The organism is Enterobacter cloacae complex sp. S1, from assembly GCF_014930525.1.
Lineage (GTDB): Bacteria > Pseudomonadota > Gammaproteobacteria > Enterobacterales > Enterobacteriaceae > Enterobacter > Enterobacter hormaechei_C.
This window is the reverse complement of sequence record NZ_JADBRE010000071.1, coordinates 1-1,214: the sequence shown is the minus strand read 5'-3', so window position 1 is coordinate 1,214 and position 1,214 is coordinate 1. Positions and strand designations below refer to the sequence as shown.

Below are 1,214 nucleotides of genomic sequence, written 5' to 3'. Positions count from 1 at the left end.
TCCGTGTCCTGGATGATAATGGCAAGCCTTTAGCCAACGTTCCGTACTTTATCCGTAACGAATATAATGAAACATTTAAAGGTGTCACCGATGCTCAAGGTTTATGTAAACGCGTTTTTACAAAGGAACCATCCAAACTAACTGTTTGGTTAGGTGTTCATGCTCTGGAGAAGTGGTAAATGACTGAACAATCAGCTTTAACCAATGAAACCCCACATTCAACATATGATATAACTGGGTTGTTAATGCCCGCTCGAGCATTTTTTTTTACTGTTGTTGATGAGCCAGGTAAAGATGGCTTCTTGGTTAGGAAAATATATGCTTCTAATTCTGATCCTTACCTTTCAAAAATGGATTTATCAGAGGCAAAGATGCTTTCTGAAACTAATCCAGAGCGATATGGTTTAATTCCAAAGGATTTTTCTGCTTCCTATTCTGTAGCAGAGCATGTGATGGGCAAGAATGCATCAGCTTATATTTCTACTAGTTCTGCATTTCCGGAAGGATCTCCAAGGTTTGAAGGTAAAACAATTATTGTTGATATTGATAAAGCCGTTAAGTCAGGTGCGAAATTAATTTCTACAGAAGAGATACTTAAGAGTCTTGACGACTACAAGAAACAAAACCCACATCTTGGGAAACGCATTGACAAAATATCAAATTATGTTAGGGACATAGATAAGGAAGTATTGTTGCACGGTGAAAAAATACCAGCTGCTGCGATTTTTACTCCAGAAACGTTAAAATACACAAAGTATTTTACACGTGGTGCTCGTGTGGTACAGGTAACAGGGATTGTCTTTACAGCCTATGATCTAGAGCAGGCGTCTGAAAAGTCGCTTAAAAACGGTAGCGTTAAACCAATAACTGCTGAGGTCATCAGACAAGCTGGAGGATGGGGGATGGCTGTTGCTGGAGCAAAAATAGGTACAGCGGCAGGTGCGGCGGTTGGTATTGAGACAGGGCCAGGGGCGGTGCTGACGGGGCTCGTTGGTGGGATTATATTCGGAACTGCAGGTTACTTTGGAGCAGATTGGGTGGCGGATTACATTGATGAAAATTAACATATTTAATTTGTTTAGAAAAAAAAATGAATTTCAGGATGATTTTCCTATGGCACAATTCAGCGCTTTGCCAAGGGGGGGGGCTACATATCCGTCATTTTTATCTTTGGAAAAAAATAATATACATGCTTATTCAGCACGGTTTATGAT

The 1,214-nt window shown here is 40.1% G+C and carries 1 protein-coding gene; it reads left to right on the top strand.

Features of this window, described 5'->3' with window-relative positions:
- Positions 1-179 precede the first annotated feature (179 nt).
- Positions 180-1,064 carry a membrane protein gene (locus IM290_RS21430; protein WP_032669714.1) on the top strand — a complete coding sequence of 295 codons (885 nt, stop codon included), beginning with the start codon at positions 180-182 and terminating at the stop codon, positions 1,062-1,064.
- The last annotated feature ends 150 nt before the right edge of the window (positions 1,065-1,214 follow it).

Coding starts and splice junctions, on each gene's coding strand:
- IM290_RS21430 (WP_032669714.1), top strand. CDS start 180: ATGACTGAACAATCAGCTTTAACCAATGAAACCCCACATTCAACATAT.